25 protein-coding genes and 1 riboswitch are annotated in these 26,252 nt (G+C 72.2%); of the genes, 13 read left to right on the top strand and 12 right to left on the bottom strand.

What is annotated here, in order from left to right; translation table 11 throughout:
• Window positions 1–74: 74 nt before the first annotated feature.
• Both SL103_RS32360 and SL103_RS32355 read right to left on the bottom strand, forming a co-directional pair.
• Entirely contained in the window at window positions 75–815 is a 741-nt protein-coding gene (locus tag SL103_RS32360; RefSeq protein ID WP_069572505.1) for a response regulator, read from the bottom strand.
• Window positions 812–2,293, bottom strand: coding sequence for a sensor histidine kinase (locus tag SL103_RS32355; RefSeq protein ID WP_432215377.1), 1,482 nt, complete (start codon window positions 2,291–2,293; stop codon window positions 812–814). Before SL103_RS32355 ends, SL103_RS32360 begins: the two co-directional genes overlap by 4 nt.
• A 92-nt stretch (window positions 2,294–2,385) precedes the next feature.
• Here SL103_RS32355 and SL103_RS32350 point away from each other — a divergent pair, with 92 nt between their 5' ends.
• A complete protein-coding gene (locus SL103_RS32350; protein WP_079146096.1) occupies window positions 2,386–3,003 on the top strand; it encodes a GlcG/HbpS family heme-binding protein in 618 nt (205 codons plus the stop codon).
• Window positions 3,004–3,064: 61 nt separating this feature from the next.
• Here SL103_RS32350 and map read toward each other — a convergent pair whose 3' ends face one another.
• Window positions 3,065–3,832 (bottom strand): type I methionyl aminopeptidase, encoded by a 768-nt coding sequence (gene map / locus SL103_RS32345; RefSeq protein WP_069572504.1) that lies wholly within the window; start codon window positions 3,830–3,832, stop codon window positions 3,065–3,067.
• An 85-nt stretch (window positions 3,833–3,917) separates the two neighbouring features.
• Here map and SL103_RS32340 point away from each other — a divergent pair, with 85 nt between their 5' ends.
• Entirely contained in the window at window positions 3,918–4,190 is a 273-nt protein-coding gene (locus tag SL103_RS32340; protein ID WP_069572503.1) for a helix-turn-helix domain-containing protein, read from the top strand.
• 120 nt (window positions 4,191–4,310) lie between these two features.
• On the opposite strand, the gene SL103_RS32335 is transcribed toward SL103_RS32340, so the two are convergent.
• On the bottom strand, window positions 4,311–4,886 hold the full coding sequence (locus SL103_RS32335) for a TerD family protein (protein ID WP_069572502.1): 576 nt from the start codon (window positions 4,884–4,886) through the stop codon (window positions 4,311–4,313).
• Between the two features lie 248 nt (window positions 4,887–5,134).
• On the opposite strand from SL103_RS32335, the gene arfB reads away from it, so the two are divergent.
• Complete coding sequence (arfB, locus tag SL103_RS32330; protein ID WP_069572501.1) at window positions 5,135–5,563, top strand: alternative ribosome rescue aminoacyl-tRNA hydrolase ArfB; 429 nt, start codon at window positions 5,135–5,137, stop codon at window positions 5,561–5,563.
• Between the two features lie 23 nt (window positions 5,564–5,586).
• On the opposite strand, the gene SL103_RS32325 is transcribed toward arfB, so the two are convergent.
• On the bottom strand, window positions 5,587–6,258 hold the full coding sequence (locus SL103_RS32325; protein ID WP_079146095.1) for a flavin reductase family protein: 672 nt from the start codon (window positions 6,256–6,258) through the stop codon (window positions 5,587–5,589).
• Between the two features lie 266 nt (window positions 6,259–6,524).
• On the opposite strand from SL103_RS32325, the gene cdgB reads away from it, so the two are divergent.
• The gene (gene cdgB, locus SL103_RS32320) at window positions 6,525–8,192 is read left to right on the top strand and encodes a diguanylate cyclase CdgB (protein WP_069572500.1); all 1,668 of its coding nucleotides are present in this window, start codon (window positions 6,525–6,527) and stop codon (window positions 8,190–8,192) included.
• Window positions 8,193–8,462: 270 nt separating this feature from the next.
• Window positions 8,463–9,362, top strand: coding sequence for a carbohydrate-binding protein (locus SL103_RS32315; protein ID WP_069572499.1), 900 nt, complete (start codon window positions 8,463–8,465; stop codon window positions 9,360–9,362).
• Between the two features lie 153 nt (window positions 9,363–9,515).
• On the opposite strand, the gene SL103_RS32310 is transcribed toward SL103_RS32315, so the two are convergent.
• The 4 genes from SL103_RS32310 to SL103_RS32295 all read right to left on the bottom strand — a co-directional run bounded on the left by SL103_RS32310 (window position 9,516) and on the right by SL103_RS32295 (window position 13,270).
• The gene (locus SL103_RS32310) at window positions 9,516–9,815 is read right to left on the bottom strand and encodes a hypothetical protein (protein WP_164492920.1); all 300 of its coding nucleotides are present in this window, start codon (window positions 9,813–9,815) and stop codon (window positions 9,516–9,518) included.
• 202 nt (window positions 9,816–10,017) lie between these two features.
• Window positions 10,018–10,944, bottom strand: a complete 927-nt coding sequence (locus tag SL103_RS32305; protein WP_069572497.1) for a 1-phosphofructokinase family hexose kinase — start codon at window positions 10,942–10,944, stop codon at window positions 10,018–10,020.
• A gap of 194 nt (window positions 10,945–11,138) precedes the next feature.
• Window positions 11,139–12,353 (bottom strand): N-acetylglucosamine-6-phosphate deacetylase, encoded by a 1,215-nt coding sequence (nagA, locus tag SL103_RS32300; protein WP_069572496.1) that lies wholly within the window; start codon window positions 12,351–12,353, stop codon window positions 11,139–11,141.
• Window positions 12,353–13,270: an ROK family protein gene (locus SL103_RS32295; protein WP_244304254.1), complete on the bottom strand. Its 918-nt coding sequence runs from the start codon at window positions 13,268–13,270 to the stop codon at window positions 12,353–12,355. The genes nagA and SL103_RS32295 overlap by 1 nt, the downstream gene beginning before the upstream one ends.
• 425 nt (window positions 13,271–13,695) lie before the next feature.
• On the opposite strand from SL103_RS32295, the gene SL103_RS32290 reads away from it, so the two are divergent.
• The 3 genes from SL103_RS32290 to otsB all read left to right on the top strand — a co-directional run bounded on the left by SL103_RS32290 (window position 13,696) and on the right by otsB (window position 16,834).
• Entirely contained in the window at window positions 13,696–14,916 is a 1,221-nt protein-coding gene (locus SL103_RS32290) for an extracellular solute-binding protein (protein WP_099055603.1), read from the top strand.
• A 397-nt stretch (window positions 14,917–15,313) separates the two neighbouring features.
• The gene (locus tag SL103_RS39700) at window positions 15,314–15,715 is read left to right on the top strand and encodes a DUF3263 domain-containing protein (protein ID WP_432215376.1); all 402 of its coding nucleotides are present in this window, start codon (window positions 15,314–15,316) and stop codon (window positions 15,713–15,715) included.
• Window positions 15,716–15,931: 216 nt separating this feature from the next.
• Entirely contained in the window at window positions 15,932–16,834 is a 903-nt protein-coding gene (otsB, locus tag SL103_RS32280; RefSeq protein ID WP_069572493.1) for a trehalose-phosphatase, read from the top strand.
• Window positions 16,835–16,939: 105 nt separating this feature from the next.
• Here the strand turns inward: otsB and SL103_RS32275 are convergent, their stop codons facing one another.
• The 3 genes from SL103_RS32275 to SL103_RS32265 form a co-directional block, all read right to left on the bottom strand.
• Window positions 16,940–17,869, bottom strand: a complete 930-nt coding sequence (locus SL103_RS32275; RefSeq protein WP_069572492.1) for a polysaccharide deacetylase family protein — start codon at window positions 17,867–17,869, stop codon at window positions 16,940–16,942.
• Window positions 17,870–17,994: 125 nt separating this feature from the next.
• A complete protein-coding gene (locus SL103_RS32270; protein WP_069572491.1) occupies window positions 17,995–19,434 on the bottom strand; it encodes an alpha,alpha-trehalose-phosphate synthase (UDP-forming) in 1,440 nt (479 codons plus the stop codon).
• 50 nt (window positions 19,435–19,484) lie between these two features.
• Window positions 19,485–20,447 carry a glucosyl-3-phosphoglycerate synthase gene (locus tag SL103_RS32265; RefSeq protein ID WP_069572490.1) on the bottom strand — a complete coding sequence of 321 codons (963 nt, stop codon included), beginning with the start codon at window positions 20,445–20,447 and terminating at the stop codon, window positions 19,485–19,487.
• A gap of 148 nt (window positions 20,448–20,595) precedes the next feature.
• A riboswitch (SAM riboswitch) is annotated at window positions 20,596–20,744 on the top strand.
• Here SL103_RS32265 and thrC point away from each other — a divergent pair.
• From thrC to SL103_RS32240, 5 genes are all read left to right on the top strand, one after another.
• A complete protein-coding gene (gene thrC / locus SL103_RS32260; RefSeq protein WP_099055481.1) occupies window positions 20,738–22,054 on the top strand; it encodes a threonine synthase in 1,317 nt (438 codons plus the stop codon). It overlaps the preceding riboswitch by 7 nt.
• 55 nt (window positions 22,055–22,109) lie before the next feature.
• Entirely contained in the window at window positions 22,110–22,385 is a 276-nt protein-coding gene (locus tag SL103_RS32255; protein ID WP_069572488.1) for a MoaD/ThiS family protein, read from the top strand.
• Window positions 22,386–22,843: 458 nt separating this feature from the next.
• Window positions 22,844–23,047: a cold-shock protein gene (locus tag SL103_RS32250; protein WP_003986833.1), complete on the top strand. Its 204-nt coding sequence runs from the start codon at window positions 22,844–22,846 to the stop codon at window positions 23,045–23,047.
• Window positions 23,048–23,430: 383 nt separating this feature from the next.
• Complete coding sequence (gene groL / locus SL103_RS32245; RefSeq protein ID WP_033266394.1) at window positions 23,431–25,053, top strand: chaperonin GroEL; 1,623 nt, start codon at window positions 23,431–23,433, stop codon at window positions 25,051–25,053.
• A 352-nt stretch (window positions 25,054–25,405) separates the two neighbouring features.
• The gene (locus tag SL103_RS32240) at window positions 25,406–26,125 is read left to right on the top strand and encodes a DUF998 domain-containing protein (protein WP_069572487.1); all 720 of its coding nucleotides are present in this window, start codon (window positions 25,406–25,408) and stop codon (window positions 26,123–26,125) included.
• Window positions 26,126–26,252: the final 127 nt, after the last annotated feature.

Raw genomic sequence — 26,252 nt, 5'->3', positions numbered from 1 at the left:
GTCCGCGGCTACGCGGTCCGGAGCACGCTCCCCACGCCTCGCCCCCGTGCCCGGTGACGGCCCCGTCGGGGTCGTCAGGGCAGCAGCCGCTGCTCCTTGGCAACGGAGACGGCGCCGGCGCGGGTGTCCACACCGAGCTTGTCGTAGATCCGGCCGAGGTGGGTCTTGACCGTGGCCTCGCTGATGAACAGGGCACGGGCGATCTCGCGGTTGCTCAGCCCGCGGGCGAGCTGGCCGAGGATGTCGAGCTCCCGGTCGGTGAGGCCGGGCCGGGGGCTGCGCATCTGGGCCAGCACGCGGTGCGCGACGGGCGCGGAGAGCGTGCTGCGGCCGGCGGCGGCGGCCCGGATCGCGGAGAACAGTTCCTCCGGCCGTTCGGCCTTGAGGAGGTAGCCGGTGGCGCCTGCCTCGATGGCGCGGTTGATGTCGGCGTCGGTGTCGTAGGTGGTCAGGACGAGCACATGCGGGGCGCCCCGACCCGCCGCGCCGTGCTCGGCCCCGTGCGCGAAGTCGTGCGCGGAGTCGTGCGCGGCGTTCTGCCCGGCGCCTTGCGCGGCCAGGCCGGCGATGCGGCGGGTGGCCTCGATGCCGTCGATGCCGGAGCCGAGCTGGAGGTCCATCAGCACCACGTCGGGACGGAGGGCGGCGGCCAGCGCCACGGCCTCCTCCCCGTCGCCGGCCTCGCCGATGACCTCGATGCCGTGGGCGCTGCTCAGCAGGGCGAGCAGCCCGGCGCGGACGACGGCGTGGTCGTCGCAGAGCAGCACGCGTACGGGGGTGTGCGCGGGGTCGCGATCGCCGGCGGGTGGGGTCATGGGGTCTGCTCCAGAGGGACGGCGGCGGACAGGACGGTGCCCTCGCCCGGCGTCGATTCAATGGTGAGGGCGCCGCCCAGCTGCCGCATCCGGGCGTGCATGGCGGGCAGCCCGTGCCCGCGGACCCGCCCCGGGCCGCCGGACGGGGCCGGATCGGCGGGCCCGCCGGGCGGGGCGTACGGGGCCGGCGGCGGGGTGAAGCCGCGGCCGTCGTCGGCGATGTCGAGGGCGACCTGGTCACCGAGGTAGCTGAGGGTCAGGGTGACGGTGGTCGCGGCGGCGTGTTCGCGGACGTTCGCCAAAGCGCCCTGGGCGATCCGCAGCAACGCGGACTGCACCCGGTCGGGCAGCGGAACGGGCGTGCCGTCCTGGTGGAAGCGGACGGCGGGGTCGCCGGCTGCCGCCGACCGGGCCGCCCGCGCGGCGAGGGCGCGCAGGGCCGCGGGCAGCGTGCTGCCGTCGGCCAGGTCGGCGGGGCCGAGGTCGTGGACGAAGCGGCGGGCCTCGGCGAGGTTGCGGGCGGTGATCTCGGTGGCCGTACGGATGTGCCCGCGGGCGGTGGCCGGGTCGGTGTCCCAGGTGCGCTCGGCGGCCTGGAGCAGCATCTGCTGGCTGGACAGGCCCTGCGCGAGGGTGTCGTGGATCTCCATCGAGAGCCGCTGCCGCTCGGCGAGGGTGCCCTCGCGCCGTTCCGTGGCGGCCAGTTCGCGCCGGGTGCGCCGGAGGTCGCCGATCAGTGCCCGCTGCCGTTCGGCCTGCCGCTCCATGTGGACGAACACGGCGGTGGCGAGGGCCGCGACGGCCGGCGGGGCCAGCAGCAGGTTCGGGTCGAAGCCGCTGGCCAGCCGCAGCTGGGCGACCACCACGAACGCGGTGAGCAGGCCCACGAGCAGCGTCGCCGCCCCGGCCGGCAGGGTCCGCAGCCCTGTGTAGAACAGCGGCACCGCGCACCACGCGAAGCTCGGCGCGAGCAGCACCAGGACGACCCAGGTGGCGACCACCGCGCCCAGCCAGAGCATCCGTCGCGCGGTGGGCCGCCGCTCGTCGTCCGCGGGGGAGCCGACGGACGGCCCGAGGACGTGGAGGAGGGCGAGGACGAGCCCGAGGGCGATGATCCAGGGGGTGCGGGGTTCGCCCGGGTGGTGGGTCAGGAAGCGCGCGAGCGACGCGCCGAGCAGGAGGAAGAACGCGACGTGCAGGACCGGTCCCAGCCAGCGGGCGTCCGGGTCGGCGTCCCGGGGCGGGCCCGCCGCCGGCCACGCCCCTGCCGCCGGAGACCGCGGTGGCTCCGGCAGCCCCGGCGGCCCCGACGGCCCCGGCGCTTCCGGTGTGGTGTGCACGTGGTTCTCCTCATCGGGCTCTCCCGCGGAACGGGGCGGGCGCCGGCACTCGCGGCGCGACCTCTCACGCGTCAGTCGTAACCCGGGCGGAGAGCGGCCCGCATCAACCGAACGGCCGACCCCGATGTCCCCCATCATGCACGGCGATCCCGGCCGGTACGCCGATCCGCCCGGCCCCTCGCCGCTCCGACGATGGGACTCCAGTCAGCCACCGCCCCAGGAGCGCCGCCATGAACCCGACCTCGCGCCCGTCCTCCCACCGGTCCTCGACCCCGGCCGCCCGCCCGGCCACCTCCCGCCGCGGCCGGATCCTCGCCGGAACGGCGGCCGCCGTCGCCCTGCTCGGCGCGGGCACCTTCGGCGCCGTCTCCGCGGCCGCCGCCCCCGCCGCCCCGGCAGCTCGGGCCGCCGCCCCCTCCGCCCCCTCCGTCGGCAAGGGCCTCACCCGTACCACCACCCACCTCACCCTCGCCGCCGCCACCCGGGCCGCGCAGGCCGCCCTGGACGCCGCGGAGAAGGCCGACCGGCAGGTCTCGGTCGCCGTCGTGGACCGCAACGGCAGCGTGCTCGTCCAGCTGCGCGGGGACGGCGCCGGCCCGCAGTCCTACGAGTCGGCCGTACGGAAGGCGTACACCGCGGTGTCCTGGAACGCCCCCACGTCGGAGCTGGTCGGACGGCTCGGCCAGGCCCCCACGCTCAAGGACATCCCCGGCACGCTCTTCCTGGCGGGCGGCGCCCCGGTCCGGGACGGGGGCGCGCCGATCGCCGGTATCGGTGTCGCGGGCGCCCCGAGCGGTGCCCTCGACGAGCAGTTCGCCGAGGCCGGCGCGCGGGCGCTCGACAAGTAGCCGACGGGTGGCCGGGGTGACGGGCGGGCGGCCGCGACCGCCGCGGTGCGGGCGCGGCCCGTCACGGCAGCGTCAGCACCCGCGGCCCGTCCTCGGTGACCGCCACCGTGTGCTCGAAGTGGGCGGCGCGGCTGCCGTCCACCGTGCGCAGGGTCCAGCCGTCGTCGTCCTCGGCGTACTTGTTCGAGCCGCCGGCCAGGAACATCGGCTCGATGGCGATGACCAGGCCGGGGCGCAGCGGGTAGCCGCGCCCCGGGCGTCCGTCGTTGGGCACCGGCGGGTCCTCGTGCATCCGCCGGCCGATGCCGTGTCCGCCGAAGTCCTCGGGAATGCCGTAGCCGGCGGCGCGGCCGACGCTGCCGATCGCGTGCGAGACGTCGCCCATCCGGGCGCCCGGCACGGCCGCCGCGATGCCGGCCGCCAGCGCCTGCCGGGTGGTGTCCATCAGGCGCTGGTCCTCGGGGCGCGCGGTGCCGACCGTGAAGCTGAGGGCCGCGTCCCCGGCCCAGCCGTCCACCACGGCGCCGCAGTCGATGCTCACCAGGTCGCCGTCGCACAGCCGGGACGCGTCCGGGACGCCGTGCACGATCGCGTCGTTGACGGAGACGCAGAGCACGGCGGGGAACGGGGTGGGGGCGAAGGACGGCCGGTAGCCGAGGAACGGGGAGTCGGCGCCGGCGTCGCGCAGCACCGCGCGGGCCACCTCGTCGAGCTCCAGCAGCCGCATCCCCGGCGCGGCCGCGGCGCGTACGGCGGCCAGCGCGTCCGCGACCACCCGCCCGGACTCGCGCATCGCGTCCACTGCCGCGGCCGTCTTGAGTTCCACCATGAGGATCCCTCCCTGAGCGCCGGTCCGGCCCCGAGGACCGTTATTTGAATACCGGTATTTGTTTACCGGTATTAGTATCACGGGCATGGTGCGTACTCCACTGACCCCCTGGGAACGCGAACGCGGTGAGCGGCTCGGCGCGCTGCTGCGTACGGCGCGCGGCGAGCGGAGCATGGTCGACGTCGCGGCGGCGGCGGGACTGTCCGCCGAGACCCTGCGGAAGATCGAGACCGGGCGGGCGCCGACACCGGCGTTCTTCACGGTCGCCGCGCTGGCCGGCGCGCTCGGCCTGTCGCTGGACGAGGTGGCGACGCTGGCCGCCCCGCCCGGAACGCCGACGGAGAGCGCCGTCGCCTGACGGCCGGCGGCGCCCGGAAAACACCGAGGGCCGGCCCCTTACGGGACCGGCCCCACAAACGGGTCGGTGACTCGGGCGGCGTCGCCCGCACGGACCGTGGCGCATCCGCGCCGGACGGACTCAGACGTTGACGCCGAAGTCCTTCGCGATGCCGACCAGGCCCGACGCGTAACCCTGGCCCACCGCGCGGAACTTCCACTCCGCGCCGTTGCGGTACAGCTCACCGAAGACCATGGCGGTCTCGGTCGCCGCGTCCTCGCTGAGGTCGTAGCGGGCGATCTCCGCGCCGCCGGCCTGGTTGACGATGCGGATGAAGGCGTTGCGCACCTGGCCGAAGTTCTGGCTGCGGCTCTCGGCGTCGTAGATGGAGACCGGGAAGACGATCTTGTCGACGTCGGCGGGCAGCGCCGCCAGGTTGACGTTGATCTGCTCGTCGTCGCCCTCGCCCTGACCGGTCACGTTGTCACCCGTGTGCACGATCGACTGGTCCGGCGTGGCCTTGTTGTTGAAGAAGACGAAGTGCTGGTCCGAGTAGACCTTGCCGCTCGGGTTGACCGCGATCGCGCTCGCGTCGAGGTCGAAGTCCGTGCCGGTGGTGGTGCGGACGTCCCAGCCGAGGCCGACCGTGACGGCGGTCAGGCCCGGTGCCTCCTTGGTGAGCGAGACGTTGCCGCCCTTGGACAGGCTTACAGCCATGGGGATGTCCCTTTCCTAGTCAACGCGTCGAGTCGTCGGGCTCCGTACGCCGTCTGAAGCACCGCGCACGAAGCTACCGTCACCCACCACAACGCCGGCAGGGGACCGCGAGGTTCCAGCTCCCTTTACTTTCTTTGCCGAACCCTGATGCCGGACGCCGGATCCGCGGAGGAATCCTGCCGCGGCGCCGCGCCCGGGGCCGTGAAAAGAGGGTGACGGGTGCCCAGGTCCGGGGGATCATAGGACGCATGTCCGGGCCCTATGTCATCCGCGGTTCGGTCGCCCTCCCGGAGACCGAGCTCGTCTGGCGTTTCTCGCGTTCCTCGGGGCCGGGCGGCCAGCACGTCAACACCAGCGACACCTCCGTCGAACTGCGCTTCGACCTCGCCAAGACCGAGGCGCTGCCGCAGGTGTGGAAGGAGCGCGCCCTGGAGCGGCTCGCCGGCCGGCTGACCGACGGCGTGCTGGCGGTGCGGGCCTCCGACCACCGCTCCCAGTGGCGCAACCGCGAGACCGCGGCCGTACGGATGGCCGCGCTGCTGGCCGAGGCGAGCGCGCCGCCGCCCAAGCCGCGCCGCAAGTCGCGCATCCCACGGGGCATCAACGAGCGGCGGCTGCGCGAGAAGAAGCAGCGCGGCGACACCAAGCGCGGCCGCTCGGGCCGCGACTGGACCTGACCCCGGCGCCGCCCGCCGGGTGCTCACCCCAACTGCCGGTACTTCCCCCGGAAGTACATCAGCGGCCCGTCGTCCTCGTTCGGGACCGAGGTCGCGAGGACCCGCCCGATGACGAGCGTGTGGTCGCCGGCCTCCACCCGCTGTTCGGTGCGGCACTCCAGCGTCGCCAGCGCGCCCCCGATGAGCGGAGCCCCGGACGCTTCGCCCCGTACGTGCGGAATGTCCTCGAAGAGCAGTCGGTCGCTGATGCGGCCCTTCATCGCGAATCGTCCGGCGGTCTGACGCTGATGCCCCGACAGCACCGACACCGCCCACAGCGGCTGCAGCTCCAGCAGGTCGTCCATCCGCGAGTCGTTGCGAACGCTCACCATCACGAGCGGCGGATCGAGGGAGACGGACAGGAACGCCGTGGCGGTCATGCCGACGTCCTCGCCGCGCGGCCCGTCGTCCGGGTCGTGGGCGGTGATCAGCACCACGCCGGCGGCGAGGCGGGACAGGGCGGCGCGGAACTCGTCGTCACTCACCCCCACAGCATGCGGGATCGGTACGCCCCCCGGCACGGAGGCCAGGGCAATGGTGGGTGCGGCGGGAACGGCGGACCCGAGGGCCGTCGCGTCGGCAGGGGTTTTCGTGAACACGCCACGAACGCTAACTTCCTCGCCGGACGACTCGCATCGGGCCCTGGGACCACGCATGCCCTAGGTCTGGCGACCGAGGTCCCGGAAACGTCCGCGAACTCCGGAATTTGCGTTCAGAAAGTGTGGAAAGAGTGAAGGTGCGCCCCAATAATGGGGGCGTCGGGGGACGTCAACGCTCGCTCACCGTCTGTGACTTGAGTCACAGCAGGCGCTAATTGTTGACCCTGTGTACCGAGTGAACAGCTCACTGTGATTCAGTGAGCGTGGAATCGGACGACAAAGAATCGTGGAGTTTGCTGTCGAGGTCTCAGGGAGAGCGAGCGATGGAGACCGAGTCGGAGCCATACGTCCGTCTTGCGACCCTGCGGCAGCTGCACCAAGTGGTCGCCGAGCTGAACACCGCACGCAGCCTTGCGGACACCTTGCAGACCGTCGCCGACGGGGCGCTCAACGGCCTGGGCTATGAACTGGCCGCGGTCAACCTCGTCCGGCCCGACGGCGACCTCGTCGTCGCCGCCGTCGCCGGCAGCGCGGGCGCCGAGGCCCTGATGGCCGGCCGGGTCGGCTCGCGCTCCTCCTGGGAACGCCGGCTGTCCATGGGGGAACGCTGGGGCGACCTGTGCTTCATCCCGTACACCGAGGGCTGGGTCCTCGACGACGACGACGTCCCGCAGTGGCACACCGCCGGCCCCGCCCCCCGCTTCCCCGACGAGTGGCACCCCATGGACCGGCTCTTCGCCCCCATGTACACCGCCGTCAACGGCGGCGGCGAGCTCCTCGGAGTGATCTCCGTCGACCGGCCCCGCAACGGCCGCCGGCCCGGCCCCTGGGGGCAGGAAGCCCTCCAGATGTACGCCTTCCAGTCCGCCATCGCCATCAGCAACGCCCGCCTCCGCGCCAACATGCAACGCGCACTGGTCCGCCTGGAACGCGAACAGCAGGCCCTGCGCGCCAGCGAGGAAAGCTTCCGCCAGGCGTTCGAATACGCCCCCAGCGGCATGGCCGTGGCCGAAATGGGCGGCGACCAGCACGGCCGCCTGCTCCGCACCAACGACGCCCTGTGCCGCCTCCTCGGCCGCACCGCGTCCGGACTGCGCCGCTACTCCTTCTCCGACCTCGTCCACCCCGAGGACATCGGCACCCTGCTGCGCACCTCCGCCGAGGGCGGCCGCGCCGAACTGCGACTCGCCCGCCGCGACGGCACCTACGTATGGGTCTCGCTGCGCAACTCCGTCGTCGCCGACACCGCCGACGGCCCCCGCTACCTCCTCACCCACGTCGAGGACATCGAGGAGCGCAAGCGGCACGAACTCCAGCTCGCGCACCGCGCCAGCCACGACTCGCTGACCGGACTGCCCAACAGCGCCGAACTGCGCACCCGCCTCGGCGCCCGGCTGTGCTCCCGCCCCGCCGGATCGATGGCCGACGCCTACGCCTCGGCCGGCGGCCACCCCAGCGACCCGCACGGCTTCCGCACCAACGGCAAGGAACCCTTCGAGGGCGTCGACGGCTTCGAGGGCAACGCCCCCGCCCCCTTCGACCACCACGTCCACCTCGTCGCCCCCGCCGACGGCCCCGCCGACGACGGCTCCAAGGGCCTCGCCGTGCTCTTCTGCGACCTCGACGGCTTCAAATCGATCAACGACCGCTTCGGGCACAACACCGGCGACGCCGTACTGATCGAGGTCGCCCGCCGGCTGACCAACGGCGTCCGCGACGGCGACACCGTCGCCCGGCTCGGCGGCGACGAATTCGTGGTACTCGCCGACGGCCTCGGCACCGCCGACGCCCAGGACCTCGCCGTCCGCCTCCGCAACGCGATCATCCCGCCGATCCGCGTCGAGGGCCGCGCCGTCCGGGTGGGCGCCAGCTTCGGCATCGGCTGGGCCAGCTGCGGCATGACCGCCGAAGAGGTACTGGAGTCCGCCGACCAGCGGATGTACGTGGAGAAGCGCTCCCGCTCCAAGGCCAACCGGCGTGCCGCCGGCTAGCCGGCCCCGCACCGGACGGCGCGCGCCCGACGCGGTGCCGCGCATCTCACATCCGGGGCCCGCCGGCCCCCGCACCAGCAGTTCACCGTTCCGTAGCGATCTTGTGCTCCGCCGGGGCCGGTGTGCGCCAGGTGCGAGAGGGTAGGCTGCGCCGATGCGGCGCGCGCCGCCGGGGGCCCGTAAGACAGTTTTCGCGCAGACGCCGAGATGTCTGCGCACGCGTACCGATCGCGTACACGACGCGCACAGATCGCTTGGGAGTGACACGGAATGACGGCCGGCAACAACGGCGCGGACACGCCGGAGAACGACGACCCGTTCGGCTACCTCTACCGCTCGGAAGGCGGCCAGGGCGGCTCGGCGGGCGACGGCACCGCGACCCGGCAGCCGGGAGTTCCGCGCACCTCCTACAACCAGGTCCGCGCGGTCGGCCAGCGCCAGTACGGCCAGCAGTCGCAGCAGGTGACCTACGGGCAGCAGAACGCCCACTACGCCGCCCCCGAGACCCTGCCCGGCGGCGACCGCACCCGGCCCACCCCCGCAGCTGGCCACGGCGGCGCCCCCGAGCCGCGCCGCCGCAACGGCCTGCTGATCGGCGCCGTCGCGGTGGTCGCGGTGGTCTGCATAGGCATCGGCGTGGCCATGCTCACCAACAACAAGAACGACGACGGCGCCACCGCGGGCAAGCAGGGCCCCTCCGCCGGCGACTCGGTCAAGCCCAGCGAGAGCCCGGCGCAGAAGCCCAAGCCCGGCCGGCTCCCCAAGCAGGACGCGGGCAGCCTGCGACTGGACGGCGGGGCGTCCACGGCGAAGGACGTCCCCGGAGCCCGCTCGGCCGGCGGGACGTATGTCGGGGGCATGAACACCCCCGGTGCGTCGGCCACCTGGACCATGGACGTCGACGCCCCCGGCCGGTACAAGCTCTGGGTCGGCTACGGCGTGCCCGGCAAGGACGCCAACCTCACGCTGAACATCAACGGCAAGGCCGAATCCCGGCCGATCAACATGGGGAACTTCGCCCACGCCCCGGAGGGAGCCTGGGACAAGGGCTGGACCAGGACCTGGTCGTACATCCAGCTCAACAAGGGGACCAACACTGTCAAGCTCTCCTGCGAGAGCGGGAACCAGTGCGATGTGAACCTCGACAAGATCTGGCTGACCAGGCACTGAGCCATCGGCGGCGATGCCGCCGGGAAGGCCCGTGCCGCCCGGCCCTGGAGACGTTGTCGGCCGCGGCCGGAGAGGAGTTTCTCTCCGGCCGCGGCCTTTTGGCTGAGGGCGGCGATCCCGGCGTGGACGGCCGGTGAGCCCTTCGCCCGGTCATCAGATGCGGCCGCCCTCCACGCAGGCGGCGGCGACCCACCCGGACCTGTTGCCCCACACCACCTTGAGCCAGTCGTTGTCCGACGGCCCTCCGTGCCAGCAGGTGTAGGAGCCGCCGTTGTCGTTCCGCACACACGGGGTGTGCGTGCAGGCGACCTTCGCGCGGGAATCGCCGATGGTCGTGAGCTTGGCCGAGGACGTGCTCGCGGCGGCCCGGATGGTGAACGAATGCCCCTCCACCGCCCACACACCGGCTCGGTCCGCTGCGGCGGCACCGGCCGTCGTCGCAGCGGCGCCCATGGCGGACACAATCCCGAAGGTGACCATTCCCGTCGCCGTGAGGCGTGCAAGCTTCCTCGTGGTCTTCATTGTTGCCTCAGAGATATGATCAAGGTGTGACCACGCTGAGCAGCCAGCAGAAGTGATACCAAGGCGCATATCAGCCAGGTGCTTGACGGGAAGTCGCATCAGCGATCGCGCGCCTCCGGCGAAGAGGCCCGCCTCACGCCGCCGACGGATGATCCGTCACCACCACCCGCGCCAGCAGCTCTTCGTACGTCGCCGCGTCGAACTCGCCCGCCGCCGGGGCCCGCACCGTCGCCGCCGACAGGGCCACCGCACGGGACAGGCGGTCCGGCCACGGCAGATCCTCCACCAGGCCCGACAACAGACCGGCCACCGCCGAATCACCGGCCCCGGTCGGATTCCCCGCGATCCGCTGCGGCGGCGCGGCCTGCCACACCCCGTCCGCGGTGACCGCGAGCATGCCGTCCGGGCCCAGCGAGGCGGCGACGGCATGCGCGCCACGCCGGCGGGCGTCCCGGGCCGCACGCAGCGGCTCGGTGCTGCCCGTGAGCGCGGCGAGCTCGTCCGCATTGGGCTTCGCCAGGTCCGGACGCGCCGCCAGACCCCTGCGCAACGGCTCACCACTCGTGTCGAGCAGGACCGGGACACCCGCCGTGCGCGCCGCACGCGTCAGCCGGGCGTAGACGTCCACCGGGACCCCCGGCGGCAGGCTGCCGCACAGCGCCACCGCCCGCGCCCCGTCCAGCAGTTCGCGGTAGGTGCCCAGGAAGGCGTCCCACTCGGCGGGGGAGACCGTCGGCCCCGGCTCGTTGAGCTGGGTGGTGTCCCCGCCGGCCTCGTCGACGACGGCGACGGTGCGGCGGGTGGCGCCGCCCACCGGCACCAGCGCATCGGTGACATCGGTGTCCGCGAGCAGCGCGCGCAGCGCCTCCCCCGTACCACCGCCCGCGAAGCCGGTGGCCACCGTACGGTGACCGAGCGAGGCCAGCACACGGGCCACGTTCAGGCCCTTGCCACCGGGCCGTTCGGACACCTCCGTGACCCGGTTCGTACCGTGCGGACGGAGCCGGGGCAGGCGATAGGTGATGTCCAGGGCGGCGTTCAGCGTGACCGTGAGGATCATGGTCGCCCCTCCGGGCAGTCATGGCCGGGCGGCCGTGGGTCGGGCCACCGCACGCGGCGGCATACGGACAAGTGCGCGAGCGATCATGCCATCGCCCATGGCAGTTGGCCCAGACCCGGGGTGACCGGCCGGTGGTCCCCGGCCACCCGGAGGGGCGGCAGCCGGCGTAGCCGGCCCGGCCCCGCCGCGACCCGTCACACCCCCGGGGGACGCACCAGCCACTCGCCCCGACGCATGACACCCACCACGTCCCACGCCGCGTCCAGTACCACCAGGTCGGCGTCCTTGCCGGCCTCCAGCGAGCCCACCCGGTCATCGATACCCAGCAGCCGGGCCGGGTTGGCCGAGAGCGCCTGCACCGCCTGATCGACCGTCAGGCCGTCCACGGTCACCGCACGCTGGAAAGCCCGGTCCAGCGTCAGCGTGGAACCCGCGATGGAACCCGCCGTCGGCCCGTCGCTGATCCGCGCCACACCGTCCCTGACCTCGACCCGCATCGGGCCGAGCGGATACATCCCGTCGCTCATACCGGCCGCACCCATCGCGTCCGTGATGAACGCGACCCGCCCCGCGCCCGCCTCACGCACCGCCAGCTGCAGCACCGCCGGATGCAGATGCGTACCGTCGTTGATCAGCTCGACGGTGATCCGCTCGTCCTCCAGCAGGGCGGCGACCGGCCCCGGCGCCCGGTGGCCCAGCGGCGGCATCGCGTTGAAGAGGTGAGTGGCGACCGTGGCGCCCGCGTCGACGGCCTCCCGGGTCGCGTCGTACGACGAATCCGTGTGCCCGATGGCGGCGATCACCCCGGCCTCGGCCAGCAGCCGTACCGACGTGAGCCCCCCGGGCAGCTCCGGGGCCACCGTCATCATCACCGCGGTGCCGCGCGCGGCGTCCACCAGCTTGCGGACGTCCGCCGGATCCGGGTCACGCAGCAACCCCGGCTGGTGGGCACCGCAGCGGTGCGGGGAGATGAACGGCCCCTCGAAATGGATACCGGCCAACTCGCCCTGCTGCACCAGCTCGGCGAGCACGGCCGCCTGCCGGGCCAGCTCGGTGAGCTCACCGGTCACCGTCGACGCGACCATCGAGGTCGTGCCGTGCCTGCGGTGGGTCTCGACGACCGTCATGCACTCGCCCGGGTCGGCCGACGAGAACGAACCGCCACCCCCGCCGTGCACGTGCATGTCGACGAACCCGGGCACGATCAGATGCCCCGTGAGGTCCACCACGCCCGCCGCGTCCCCGCCCTCGGCCGGCTCCAGGTCACGGCTGTGAACGCCGGTGATCCGGCCGCCCTCGACGGTGATCCGGCCGCTCCCGACGACGCCGGACGGCCGGGCGATCCGGGCGCCGGCCAGCACCGTGCGCCGGGAATCCGACGGCGGCTGCGCGGACTGTTGCTGTGCCATCAGGCGGATACCTCCGTGGAGAGAAGATCCCAGGCGAGGAGCCCCGCGCCCAGGCAGCCGGCGGCGTCCCCCAGGGCCGCCGGAACGATCGAGGGGAGCCGCTGGAACGTAACGCGCCGGCGGACGGCTTCCCGCAGAGGCGCGAAGAGCGTGTCACCCGCCTCGGCGAGTCCGCCGCCGATGATCAGCGTGTGCGGGTCGAGCAGCGTGAGCCCGGTGAGCAGACCGTCGGCCAGCGCGTCCACCGCGCCCTGCCACACCGCGCGGGCCCGCGCGTCGCCGGACTCCACGGCCTTCGCCGCGTCCGCCGCGCTGGCCCGCGGATCGCCGCAGGCCGCCGCCCAGTCCCGGCCCACCGCCGCGGCCGAGGCCACCGTCTCCAGACAGCCGCGCTGCCCGCAGCCGCAGGCGTGGCCCCCGGGCCGTACGACGATGTGGCCGATCTCGCCCGCGCTGCCGTGCGCCCCGGCCTCGATCCGCCCACCGATCCCGATGGCGCCCGCGATGCCGGTGCCCAGCGGCACGAACAGGAAGCGGTCCGCGCCCCGGCCGGCCCCGATCCGGCCCTCGGCCAGCCCACCGGTGCGGACGTCGTGCCCGAGGGCGACCGGCACCCCGCCGAGCCGCTCGGACAGCAGCGCCCGCATTGGCACGTCCCGCCAGCCGAGGTTCGCGGCGTAGACGGCGGTGCCGGTGCGCTCGTCGACGATGCCGGGCACGGCGACGCCGGCCGCCTCGGCGGTCGTGCCGAAGCGCGCCGTGCCGATGTCGCGGAGCTCGGCGGCGAAGCCGAGGATGGCCTCGACGACCGCGTCGGGACCGCGCTCGCGGCCGGTGGGGCGCCGCGCCTCGTACAGCAGGGCGGGCGGCGTCCCGTCGGACGGCGCGGCGTCCACCCCCACGAGGGCGGCCTTCATCCCGGTGCCGCCCACATCAAGGGCGATGACGTGTCTCACCGGAACAGTTTCGCGCGATCCGCCCTGAAAGGTCTAGTCCACTCACCGGGTGGATCGCGGAGCACCGCGGGACGGAGCAACCGCCGGGCCCGTCCCGGTGCTGACGGTGACGGACCGCCGTCGCCGCCGGGCGTGTCGATCCGGCGGCCCCCGTGTGCCGATCCCCGCGCCGGAAGTGTGGGAGCCCGATACCGAAGCGAAACCACCGGTGGTGTAGACCTTGTGGAGAACGCGCGGGAAACTCGCTGTTCACGCCGGGCGAGGGCGATCCCCGAGACGGCGTAGGGATCCCCGGCAAGCACATGGTTTCGGGAACGGGAAAAGGGCGGTAAACAGAGGTGCAGCGGCGGTACTTGAGCATGGCGGCGACGGCGATGGCGGCCTCCATGACGCTGACTCTGACCGGCTGCGGCAGCGGATCGGGCGACGGCGACGTCACCCTCAAGCTGATCGCGGCGGACTACGGCGACAGCGAGGCCAACGGCTCCCAGCACTACTGGGACGAGCTCAGCCGCGCCTTCGAGAAGAAGAACCCCGGCATCAAGGTCGACGTCCAGGTCTACAGCTGGAAGGACGTCGACAAGAAGGTCGAGGACCTCGTCAAGGACGGCCACGCCCCGGACCTCGCCCAGATCGGCGCGTACGCCGACTACGCCGCCAAGGGCAAGCTCTACAGCGCCGACCAGCTGCTCTCCATCCCCACCCAGGCCAACTTCCAGCCGTCCCTCGCGGAGGCCGGCGAGTACCAGCGGGTCCAGTACGGCATGCCGTTCGGCGCCAGCACCCGGCGGCTCTTCTACAACAAGAAGCTGTTCGCGCAGGCCGGCATCACCGCCCCGCCGCAGAGCTGGAGCGACATAGCCCACGACGCCCAGCTGCTCAAGGCACGCGGCGTCAAGATGCCCTACGCGCTGCCGCTCGGCCCGGAGGAGACCCAGGCCGAGACGCTGATGTGGATGCTCAGCGGCGGCGGCAGCTACACCGACAGCATCGGCAAGTACCGCATCGATTCGCCGGAGAACATCAAGACCTTCGACTGGCTGAAGGACAACCTCGTCGGCAAGGGCCTGACCGGCGCCGACCCCGCCAAGCTCAACCGCGCGGACGCCTTCCAGAGCTTCGCCGACGGCGACGTCGGCATGCTCAACGGCCACCCCACCCTCATGAAGCAGGCCGCGGCCAAGGGCATCGACTACGGCACCGTCGAACTGCCCGGCATCGACGGCAAGGCCAAGACCACCATGGGCGTCGCCGACTGGATGATGGCGTTCAAGCAGAACGGCCACCGCGCCGAGGCCGGCAAGTTCCTCGACTTCGTCTACAGCGACCAGAACGTCGAGAAGTTCTCCGGCGACTACGGCCTGCTGCCGGTCACCACCTCCGCGACGCAGGACATGCTCGCCGACGACAAGTACGCCAAGTTCCACGGCTTCCTCAAGCAGCTCGGCAACGCCGAGTTCTACCCGGCGAACAAGACCTCCTGGCCGCTGGTCTCCAAGACCGTCAAAGCCAAGATGGGCGCCGCGGTCGACCCCCAGGGCAACCCGGCCGGCGTCCTCACCGACATCCAGAACACGGCAGACGAGGCCGACAACACCACGGGCTGACCGCCTCGCCGCGCCTCCTTGCGCCGCGCGGGGGCGCGGCCGGGCTGCAGGTTGGCGTGCCGGTTGAAGTGCAGGGTGCCGTGCCGGCCGGGCGGGGCGGCCGGGGCTCGCCCCGCCGCACCCGCCGCACCCGCCGCACCCCTCCGCTACACTCCGAGGGAACTGATTACTCTCCGTAATCGTTGCCGTAACAAGGAACAAGCGGCGGCGGGCAGGGCGGACAGCAGGGGCCTGCTTCTCCCTCGCGCGCCTGAGGGACCCGTCGACCCATGCGCTCCCGCCCCTGGCGCCCCCTGGCAGGCATGCCGACCCCTGCGCCCGCCCCCGGACGGGCCTGTCGGGCCGCACGCTCCCGACCCCTGACGGGCCTGTCGGACCGTGCGCCTATCGTGGAAACGTGACGACGAGCGACAGCCCCGACACGGAGGACCCGCGCGGTGCGAAGGACGATGCGAAGGACGACTTGAGCGGGGCGGACGACCTGGGCGGTGCGGACGCCACCGGTGGTGCGGGGACCTCCGGTGGTACGGACGCTCCCGGTGGTGCCGGGAACCCGAGCGTCCCGGGCCGCGTCCCGGGCCTGTCCGCTCGGGACGAGGCCGTGCTCGCCGTGGAAAGCCGCTCCTGGTCGGGCCCCGGCCCGAAGGAGCGCGCCATCCGTGAGCAGCTCGGCATCTCGCCGACCCGCTACTACCAGCTCCTCAACGCCCTGCTCGACGACCCCCGGGCGCTCGCCCACGCCCCCGTCACGGTCAACCGCCTGCGGCGCGTACGCGACGCCCGCCGCGCCCGCCGCTGAGCCTGCCCGCCCGACTCGCTCGCACCTGCTCCAGCCCGCGCAGACATGCCAGCCGCCCCCCGGAGTCGCCGGCCGTGTCCCGCCCCGACTGTCGGTGGCCCCGCCCGTGCCGGCCCGTCTGTGGCCCGAGCCCCGCCGGCTGACCCGCCCCGACCCGCCGGTGGCGTGCGCCCGTGCCCCCGCTGTGCGCCCGGCCTTCGCCGGTAGGGTCGGCGCATGGGTAGCTCCCCGAACGCCGAGCCGACATCCGAACCCGAGCGTGCACCCGGCCGCCTGCCGACGCCGCGGACCGCCGCCGGCCGCGAGGGCCTCGCCGCGCTGCTGGCGCACCCCGAACACGTCGTCGTGGCCCTCGACTTCGACGGCACCCTCGCCGACATCGTCCCCGACCCGGAGCAGGCCCGGGCCCACGGGGGTGCCGTCGCCGCGCTGGCCCGCCTCGTGCCCCGCCTGCGAGCGGCCGCGGTGATCACCGGACGGCCGGCCACCGTCGCGGTCCGCCTCGGCGGCTTCGACTCGGTGCCCGGTCTGGAGCACCTCACCGTCCTCGGGCACTACGGCGCCGAGCGCTGGGAGGCGGCCACCGGTACGCTCCATGCTCCGCCGCCGCACCCCGGCGTCGCCGCCATACAGGCCGAACTCCCCGGCGTGCTGGACACATCGGGGGTCTGGCACGGCACCTGGGTCGAGACCGCCATCGAACGCAAGGGCGGTCGCGCCATCGCCGTGCACACCCGCCGCGCCGACGACCCCCAGGGCGCCTTCGAACGGCTGCGCGGACCGCTCGCCGAACTCGCCGAGCGCCACGGCCTGATCGTCGAGCCGGGCCGCTACGTGCTGGAGCTGCGCCCGCCGGGCATGGACAAGGGCGTCGCCCTCGCGGACTGGATCCGTGAGACCGGGGCGGCGACGGTCCTCTACGCCGGCGACGACCTCGGTGACCTGGCCGCCTTCGCCGCCGTCGAGGAACTCCGCGCCAAGGGGCTGACGGGCGTCCTCGTCTGCAGCGGCAGCGACGAGGTGACCGAACTGGCGGACCGAGCCGACCTGGTGGTCGACGGCCCGGCCGGCGTGGTGGGCCTGCTGACGGCTCTCGCGGAGCACCTGGACGTGAGCTGACCTGACTCACGGAAACCACGGAAACCACCGCTCCCATGGCACCCACAGAACCCACCTCACCCACGGCCGCGACGCATACGCGCACAGGCGTGAGCTCGTCTTGACCTAAGCCGCCCCTCCAGTCCCCTCCGACCCCTCCGACCCCTCCGACCCCGCCACCAGGCCCGCGTAATGTGCCGCGATGTCGTCGCTGGTGGTCAGCCATACGCCGGGGTGGTTGGCGACGTACTCCAGTGCCTCGTCGAGGTACCTGTGGCGGAAGGGCTGGCCGATGACGAAGGGGTGCAGGGCGAGCGACATCACCCGGCCGCCGTCCGCCGCGTCCTCGTGGAGCTGGTCCAGCTGGTCCTTGACGATGCGTACGAAGTCGGGGCCGGTGAGGCCCTTGCTGACGAAGAGTCCGATGTCGTTGAGCTCCACCGAGTACGGCACGCTCAGCATCCCGGGGACGTTCAGTCGGTAGGGCTGGTCGTCGTTGGTCCAGTCGAGGACGTAGTCGAGGCCGAGTTCGGCGAGCAGTTCCGGGGTGCGGAAGGTTTCGGTGAGGGCCGGGCCCATCCAGCCGCGCGGCCGCCGGCCGGTGGTCTTCTCCAGGGAGTCGAGCATCTCCACCAGATAGGCGCGCTCCTCCTCGGGCTCCATGTCGGCCTGGAAGGTGGAGTTGTTCTTGCCGTGGGCGAGCCAGGCCCAGTCCCGGGCCCGGCCCGCTTCGATGATCTGCGGGTAGCGTTCCCCGGCCTCGGAGTTGAGCAGCGCGCTCGCGCGCAGGCCGTGCCGGTCGAGGGCCTTCAGCAGCCGCCAGAAGCCGACCCGGGGGCCGTAGTCGCGCCAGCCGTAGTTCAGCGGGTCCGGTGTGAGCCCGGCGGTGCCGGCGAAGGTGCTCGTCGAGGGGCGGTCGATCCGGTAGTGCTCGATGTTCAGGCCGATGTAGAAGGCGACCCGGGCGCCGCCCGGCCACCGGATCGGCGCGCGCCCGACGATCGGGCTGTAGTCGTAGAGCTGGTTGTCCGGGAGGGGGCGGAGCTGGTCGTTCATGGGGGCTCACCTCGTAAGCGCCGGGTGCCGTGGTGTCGTGGCGACCAGGCTCGAACCCTCACACTTGTGTGAGGCTCAAGGCGGCGCGGTGTGACGCCGGTCACGGCAGCTCGGGTGGCGGCGGCTCAGCCGGTCAGCGCCCGCAGCTGCCGGAGGAACCACTGCGCCGGCGGCAGCGCGGTGGCCGCCGCCGTCAGCCGCTCGGTGCGCCGGTCGCGCTCCGTCGTGTCCATGGACAGCGCCTCGTGCAGCGCCTGCGCGGTGCCGCTGACGTCGAACGGGTTGACGGTCAGGGCGTCCGCGCCGAGTTCCTCGTGGGCGCCGGCCTCCCGCGACAGCACGAGGGCGCAGCCACGGTCGGAGACCACCGGGATCTCCTTCGCGACGAGGTTCATCCCGTCACGGATCGGGTTGACCAGCGCCACGTCCGCCAGCCGGTACGCGGCCAGCGACCGCGCGAAGTCGTCCTTCACGTGCAGGACGACGGGCCGCCAGCCGGCCGTCCCGAACTCGGCGTTGATCTCCTCGGCGAGCCGGCCGACCTCCGCGGTGTACTCCCGGTAGACGGCCAGATCCTGGCGTGACGGATAGGCGAAGGCGAGGTGCACGACGCGTTCGCGCCAGGTGGGGCGGTCCACCAGCAGCTGCCGGTAGGCGAGCAGCCCGCGCACGATGTTCTTCGACAGCTCCGTCCGGTCCACCCGGACGATGGTCCTGCGTGCCGTCCCGTCCGGCCCGGTGCCGATCTCTTGGTGCAGCGCGGCCTTCCGCTCGGCGACGTCCGCCCGGTGCGCCCGCTCCTGCAGGAACTCGGCGTCCGCGCCGAGGCCGTGGACCCCGAGCCGGGTGCCGCCGGTGCCGCCGGTGACCGCGGCGCAGCAGGCGCCGAACGCGTCCGCCCAGCGGTGGGTGAGGAACCCGAGCTGGTCGGCGCCCAGCATCCCGCGCAGCAGCTGCTCGGCGATGTCGTCCGGCAGCATCCGGAAGTACTCCGGCGGCGCCCACGGCGTGTGGGAGAAGTGCGCGATGCGCACGTCGGGCCGCAGCGCGCGCAGCAGGCCCGGCACCAGCGTCAGGTGGTAGTCCTGCACCAGTACCGCCGCGCCCTCGGCGGCCTCGTCGGCCAGGGCCTGCGCGAAGGCGCGGTTGTACGCCTCGTACGAGGTCCACTGCGCGCGGAACTCCGCGCCGAAGACGGGTTCCAGCGGCGTCTGGTACAGCATGTGGTGGACGAACCACAGCACCGAGTTCGCGATGCCGTTGTAGGCGTCGTGGTGCACGTCGGGCGGGATGTCCAGCATCCGGACGCGCTGTCCGCCGGTGTCGGACGGGTCCAGCTTGCCGCCGCTGCGCCGTACGGCCTCCCGGTCGCCGTCCCCGAGGGCGGCGCACACCCACACCGCGTCGGTGTCGGGCCCGATCGCCGACAGCCCGGAGACCAGCCCACCGCCGCCCCGCTTGGCGGTCAGCGTGCCGCCCTCTTCCAGGGCGTACGACACCGGTCCACGGTTGGACGCGACGAGAACCTCGGCACCTGTGTGGACCGCATTGCGCTCGGAGACCATGTCGCGACATGTAACCCGCGGCAGATCCGCGCAAACGTGCGGAGCGCGGGTCAGGCCGCGCGTCGTGCCGCGTACTCGGGGATTTCGGCCATCGGGGGGCGTTCCTCGGTGTCCACGTCGGTCGTGCGGGGGACGAAGCCCTGTTCGCCGCGGTCGAACTGGGTGAGCCGGGGGCGTACCAAGTGGCCGCGGGCGAGGCGGAGTTGGGCGGTGCGGTAGATGGCGGCGGCCATCCGTCCCAGGGCCTGGCCGTCCTGGTGGCGGTGTTTGCGTACGCCGACGTCCACCTGGGCCAGGGCGTCCAGGCCGACGGTGTGCAGGGCGTCGACGAGCAGGCCGAGCTCGACGCCGTAGCCGACGGGGAAGGGCAGACGCTCCAGGAGGGAGCGGCGGGCCGCGTACTCGCCGCCGAGGGGCTGGACGAAGCCGGCCAGTTGCGGCCAGTGCAGGTTGAGGACCGGGCGGGCGACGAGTTCGGTGACCCGGCCGCCCTGGCCGGCGCCGGCGGTGTGCTCCCCGGCCTCCAGGGGGCGGTCGTACATCGCCTTCACGAACTGGATGTCGGGGTCGGTCAGCAGCGGGCCGACGATGCCGGAGACGAAGGTGGCGGAGAACTCCCGCAGGTCCGCGTCGATGAAGCAGACGATGTCGCCGGTGGTGACCAGCAGGGAGCGCCAGAGGACCTCGCCCTTGCCGGGCAGCGCGGGCAGCCGGGGCAGGACGGTGTCGCGGTGCACGACCCGGGCGCCGGCCGCCGCCGCGACCTCGGCGGTGCGGTCGGTGGAGCCGGAGTCCAGCACCACCAGCTCGTCGACCAGGGGGACGGTCTCGGTCATCAGCTCGGCGCGGATCGCGGCGACGATCGCCCCGACCGTGGCCTCCTCGTCGAGCGCCGGCAGGACGACGCTGACCGTACGGCCCGTCTGGCGCTTGGCTTCCAGCAGCTGCCCCAGGGGGCGGTCCGCGGCGGACCAGGAGCGGCTGGTCAGCCAGCGCTCCACCTCTTCCAGCACGTGAACACCCTTCCCATGTGATCCATCTCGCGGTTCGGACGACTATCTCAACTGTCAGTGCCTTCGGTTACAGTCTTGAACAACGCGGATGGCCATCGCATGTCGGGGTCACCGCAACAAACGCCTGGGTTTCGGCCCAGCGCCATACCGCTCATCCAGAGGGGCAGAGGGATACGGCCCGTTGAAGCCCCGGCAACCCTCCAGTCGGTCTTGCCGCGTCCAGCGCGCGCGAGGCTCCCGGCTAGGGAAGGTGCCAAATCCGTCTCGTGGCGAGATGCGTCGCGAGGAAGATGAGGAGAAAGGGCCTCGCCTCCATGGCTGTGCACAGCACCGAAACCGCCGCAAACACCTCCTCCGTCGCTCTGGGACCCGCCGCCGCGCTGTCCTGCCGCGAATGCGGTGAGCGGTTCGACCTCGGCCCCATCTTCGCCTGTGCGTCGTGTTTCGGGCCGCTCGAAGTCGCCTACGACCTGCCGAGCGGCGACCCCGAGAGCCTGAAGAAGCAGATCGAGGCCGGCCCGGACAACATCTGGCGTTACGCCCCGCTGCTGCCGGTGCCCGTCGACGTCGCGGACAAGCCGAACCTCAACCCCGGCTTCACCAAGCTCGTCAAGGCCGATCGGCTCGCCGCCGAGCTGGGCGTCACCGGCGGCCTCTACGTCAAGGACGACTCCGGCAACCCGACGCACTCCTTCAAGGACCGCGTCGTCGCCATCGCCGTCGAGGCGGCCCGCGCCTTCGGCTTCACGACCCTGTCCTGCTCCTCCACCGGCAACCTCGCCGGCGCGGTCGGCGCCGCGGCCCGCCGGGCCGGCTTCAAGTCCTGCGTCTTCATCCCGCACGACCTGGAGGCCGGCAAGGTCGTCATGGCCGCGGTCTACGGTGGTGACCTGGTCGGCATCGAGGGCAACTACGACGACGTCAACCGCTTCTGCTCGGAGCTCATCGGCGACCCGCTGGGCGAGGGCTGGGGCTTCGTCAACGTCAACCTGCGCCCGTACTACGGCGAGGGTTCCAAGACCCTCGCGTACGAGATCTGCGAGCAGCTCGGCTGGCAGCTGCCCGACCAGCTCGTCATCCCCATCGCGTCCGGCTCCCAGCTGACGAAGATCGACAAGGGGCTCAAGGAGCTGATCGCCCTCGGCCTGGTCGAGGACAAGCCGTACAAGATCTTCGGTGCCCAGGCGGAGGGCTGCTCTCCGGTGTCGACGGCCTTCAAGGCCGGGCACGACGTCGTGCGCCCCCAGAAGCCGATGACCATCGCCAAGTCGCTGGCGATCGGCAACCCGGCCGACGGCCCGTACGTGCTGGACATCGCCCGCCGCACGGGCGGCGCGGTCGAGGACGTCGACGACGAGCAGATCGTGGACGCGATCAAGCTGCTGGCCCGCACCGAGGGGATCTTCGCGGAGACCGCGGGCGGGGTGACCGTCGGCGTCACCAAGAAGCTCATCGAGGACGGACTCCTCGACCCGTCCCTGACCACCGTCGTGCTCAACACGGGTGACGGACTCAAGACGCTTGACGCCGTCGCGCCGACCTCCGGGCCCACGGCCACGATCCGTCCGAACCTGGACGCGTTCCGCGCGGCCGGCCTGGCCGGCTGAGCCGCGGCGCGCCCAGAACCCGTACTCCGTATCACCTGTCCGGAAGGCAGAACCCATGAGCGTGAAGGTCCGCATCCCCACCATCCTCCGCACCTACACCGGCGGTGAGGCCGAGGTCGCCGCCGAGGGCGCGACCCTCTCCGAGGTGATCGCCGACCTGGAGAAGAACCACCAGGGCATCGCGGCCCGGGTGCTGGACGACACCGGCAAGCTGCGCCGCTTCGTGAACGTCTACGTCAACGACGACGACGTCCGCTTCGAGCAGGGCCTGGAGACGCCGACGCCGGACGGTGCGGGCGTCTCGATCATCCCGGCGGTCGCCGGAGGCTGACCTCAGGCGCACCATGCGCCCGGGAGGGTGCAGTATTTGCGCCATATCTTTCCCCTTCTTGACCGGAATTGCCCCGTCCAGCCAAATCGGACGGGGCAATTCCGCTTTCCGAAAGGGGATACCATGAGGGTGATCCCCCTCCGGATATCCCCGCGGGCATGCCGAGCGCAGTGGAAACCGCGGAGAGTTGTGCCCAAAGTGTGTGCGGTATTTGTCGCGCAAGTGCGCTATGCCCGGCCCGACTTGCCCCGGAGAATCGGGATTTCATCGCATATTGCCGTTTCCCCGGCCCCAGAATTCTCGTCCGATTGACCTGTTGCGCTGGGCATCTGTCCAGATACATTCAGCGGCGGTCGACGCGTTCCGGCGCACACCCCACGGGCCTTTCGCGGGGTGAGGTCTGACCCGGGTCCGCGGAGTGCGGTCCTGCGCAAGGGCCAGTAATAGGGGAGTTAGGCATGGCTCAGGGCACCGTCAAGTGGTTCAACGCGGAGAAGGGGTACGGCTTCATCGCGGTCGACGGTGGTGCGGATGTATTCGTCCACTACAGCGCGATCCAGATGGACGGCTACCGCACCCTTGAGGAGGGTCAGCGGGTCGAGTTCGAGATCTCGCAGGGCCAGAAGGGGCCGCAGGCGGACATGGTCCGGGTGGCCGGCTGAGGCGCCGACCGACTGCTGCGTAGGGAAGGTCCGTACCCCTGGAGGGGTGCGGACCTTCTGCCTGTCCGGGTACCGGGCCGGGCCGCCCGGGTGCCCGTGCGAGGCGCCGCGCCCCTGACCGACGCTTCTGCGAAGCGGCTTGCGCCCACCCGTCGCCCGACCACCTCCCCTGGCGGACGCTTCTGCGAAGCGGCTTGCACTCTCCATGGTCGAGTGCTAATCATTGGCGTTAGCACTCTCCCAGTGAGAGTGACAACGAAGGACCGGGTCGGCGAGGCCCGCAGGCCGGGTGGGGCAAGGAACCACACAGGCTTGCAGGTCGTCCGTCGCGGGCGCCAGCGCGGTCCGGAGCAATCCACCCCAGTCCGGGAGGACCACTTCACATGGCCAAGATCATCGCGTTCGACGAGGAGGCACGGCGCGGTCTCGAGCGCGGGATGAACCAGCTCGCCGACGCCGTCAAGGTCACCCTCGGCCCCAAGGGCCGCAACGTCGTCCTCGAGAAGAAGTGGGGCGCCCCCACGATCACCAACGATGGTGTTTCCATCGCCAAGGAGATCGAGCTCGAGGACCCGTACGAGAAGATCGGCGCCGAGCTGGTCAAGGAGGTCGCGAAGAAGACGGACGACGTCGCCGGTGACGGCACGACGACCGCGACCGTCCTGGCCCAGGCCCTGGTCCGCGAGGGCCTGCGCAACGTCGCCGCCGGCGCCAACCCGATGGCGCTGAAGCGCGGCATCGAGCGCGCCGTCGAGGCCGTCTCCGCCGCCCTGCTGGAGCAGGCGAAGGACGTGGAGACCAAGGAGCAGATCGCCTCCACCGCCTCCATCTCCGCCGCTGACACCCAGATCGGCGAGCTCATCGCCGAGGCGATGGACAAGGTCGGCAAGGAAGGCGTCATCACCGTCGAGGAGTCCCAGACCTTCGGTCTGGAGCTGGAGCTCACCGAGGGTATGCGCTTCGACAAGGGCTACATCTCGGCGTACTTCGCCACCGACATGGAGCGTATGGAGGCGTCGCTCGACGACCCGTACATCCTCATCGTCAACTCGAAGATCGGCAACGTGAAGGACCTCCTTCCGCTGCTCGAGAAGGTCATGCAGTCCGGCAAGCCGCTGCTGATCATCGCCGAGGACGTCGAGGGCGAGGCCCTGTCGACCCTGGTCGTCAACAAGATCCGCGGCACCTTCAAGTCCGTCGCCGTCAAGGCCCCGGGCTTCGGTGACCGTCGCAAGGCCATGCTCGGCGACATCGCCATCCTCACCGGTGGCACCGTCATCTCCGAGGAGGTCGGTCTCAAGCTGGAGAACGCCTCCCTCGACCTGCTCGGCCGCGCCCGCAAGGTCGTCATCACCAAGGACGAGACCACCATCGTCGACGGTGCCGGCGACAGCGAGCAGGTCCAGGGCCGGGTCAACCAGATCCGCGCCGAGATCGAGAACAGCGACTCGGACTACGACCGCGAGAAGCTCCAGGAGCGTCTGGCGAAGCTGGCCGGCGGCGTGGCCGTCATCAAGGCCGGTGCCGCCACCGAGGTCGAGCTCAAGGAGCGCAAGCACCGCATCGAGGACGCCGTTCGCAACGCGAAGGCGGCCGTCGAGGAGGGCATCGTCGCCGGCGGTGGCGTCGCCCTGCTCCAGGCTTCCCAGGTCTTCGAGAAGCTGGAGCTGGACGGCGACGAGGCCACCGGTGCCAACGCCGTGAAGCTGGCCCTGGAGGCCCCGCTCAAGCAGATCTCCGTCAACGGCGGCCTCGAGGGCGGCGTCGTGGTGGAGAAGGTGCGCAACCTGCCCGTCGGCCACGGCCTGAACGCCGCGACCGGTGAGTACGTCGACATGATCGCCGAGGGCATCATCGACCCGGCGAAGGTCACGCGCTCCGCCCTGCAGAACGCCGCGTCCATCGCCGCGCTGTTCCTCACCACCGAGGCCGTCATCGCCGACAAGCCGGAGAAGGCCGCCGCGGCCGCTCCGGGCGGCATGCCCGGCGGTGACATGGACTTCTGATCCCCGCGGATCACACGTCCAGACGTACGTCGGGGCGGCACCCTCCTCCCAGGGGGTGCCGCCCCGGCGGCGTTCCGGGGGTTTCCCGGCCGCTTCGCCCCCTGCCCCGTCAGCCGCTGCTCGCGCCGCTCGGTGATGTCCCCGCGGTGGCACGAACGAGCCGTGCGGCTCGCCGAGGTCATGGGGTAGTGACACGGTGATGGTTACTCTGTGCACTAGATCCAACGTGGACAGTGATCAAAGTGGGTCACCGGGGCGTATGCGCTCCCCGCGATCCCGGCCGTGAAGGGGTGTGCGTGCACATCAGGAAGCACAGGGACACCATCGGTTCGCCCGCGGATCACCGCTGATCATGTTCACCGGTGGACGGTCCTCGCGCCAGGCCCGCGGCGCGGCACGTGCGGGCGCCCTGCTCTTCGCCGTGGCGGCGGTGCTCTACAACGGGTGGCTCCTGGAATTCCTGCTGCCGACCCACCTGGACCCACGCCACTCGTACGTCAGTGAGCTCTACGCCGCCGACCAGCCCTTCCGGCCGCTCTTCGGCGGCATCGAGAGCGGTTGCGCGCTGCTCGTCGCGGTGGGCGCGCTGCTGGCCTGCGGCATCGCGCGCGGCGCCTGGGCCCGCTGCGGCTGTGCGGCCCTGGCCGGCCTCGGGCTGTCCTCCCTCGCCGATGTCCTGGTGCCGATGCGCTGCGCGCCCTCTGTGGAGCGCGCCTGTGAGGCGGTCCATCCCTGGCACACGGTCACCAGCGCCCTCGCCCACTTCTTCCTGTTCGCCTCGATGGCGCTGCTGAGCCGGGCCGCCGTGACCGACGTGGCCCGCAGCGCGCTGATCGGGCGCTGGGGACCGAGGGTGCTCGCCGTGGCGCTGCCGTCCGCCATCTGCACGGTGGGCCCGCTCCTCGGCCGCCCCGGCTGGCACGGCATCCCGCAGCGCCTCCATCTGGTGCTGGTGGGCGTGTGGTTCGCGCTGCTGGCGGCCGAGCTGGCGCGGGCGGCGGTACGGCAGCCGGACGCGGCGGACGGGGGCCGGGGCCGGGCGCCCGAGGCGACGCGCATCGGCGCGCCCTGACGCCCTTTCCCCTCTTCCTGATTTCGCCCTTCCTCCGCATCTCCTTCACGTCTTCGCTACAACCATCGTCGGCTTCCGCGGGTCTCCTGTGCACCAACCGTGCAACGTCAACTGCCTTCTGCGCACA

The sequence above is a fragment of the Streptomyces lydicus genome, assembly GCF_001729485.1.
GTDB classification, from domain to species: domain Bacteria; phylum Actinomycetota; class Actinomycetes; order Streptomycetales; family Streptomycetaceae; genus Streptomyces; species Streptomyces lydicus_D.
The sequence above is the reverse complement of the archived record's forward strand: the minus strand, read 5'-3'. Positions and strand labels throughout refer to the sequence as shown.